This is a genomic window from Mesorhizobium sp. M8A.F.Ca.ET.207.01.1.1 (assembly GCF_004794715.1).
Classification (GTDB): Bacteria; Pseudomonadota; Alphaproteobacteria; order Rhizobiales; family Rhizobiaceae; genus Mesorhizobium.
The window spans coordinates 1-433 of record NZ_SRUS01000101.1 but is presented as its reverse complement, the minus strand read 5'-3'; the positions used below and the strand labels follow the sequence as shown (position 1 = coordinate 433).

General features: G+C 69.1%; 1 protein-coding gene. It reads left to right on the top strand.

The window, feature by feature from the left end; all coding sequences use genetic code 11:
• Positions 1-184: 184 nt before the first annotated feature.
• Positions 185-433: amino acid permease (locus EN850_RS33650; RefSeq protein ID WP_136092944.1), on the top strand; the 249-nt coding region annotated here is incomplete at its 3' end.

Below are 433 nucleotides of genomic sequence, written 5' to 3'. Positions count from 1 at the left end.
GTCGGCTTCAAGTACACGTTCAAGTAAGTCCGGTTGCAGTGTCACCCTCGAAGGCCCGGGCTATTGCCCGGGCCTTCGTCGTTCCGGCACGGACGGGCGCCAGCGGGCCCGGCCCTTCTTGCAGGCCTGTTCACAGGTACACGGCTACCGTGTCCCTGCGGCATCGCCGCCGCAGGGGATCTCCATGGCCGCAACATCGCAACGGCTGGGCCTGCCCGCGCTGACCGCACTGGTGGTCGGCTCGATGGTCGGCGCCGGCATCTTTTCGCTGCCGCAGAACGTCGCGCGCAGTGCCGGTCCGGCCGCCGCGCTGATCGGCTGGGCCGTCAGTGGCGCCGGCATGCTGATGCTGGCCTTCGTGTTCCAGGCCCTGGCCAACCGCCGGCCGGATCTTGATACCGGCATCTACGCCTACGCGCGCGAAGGCTTCGGC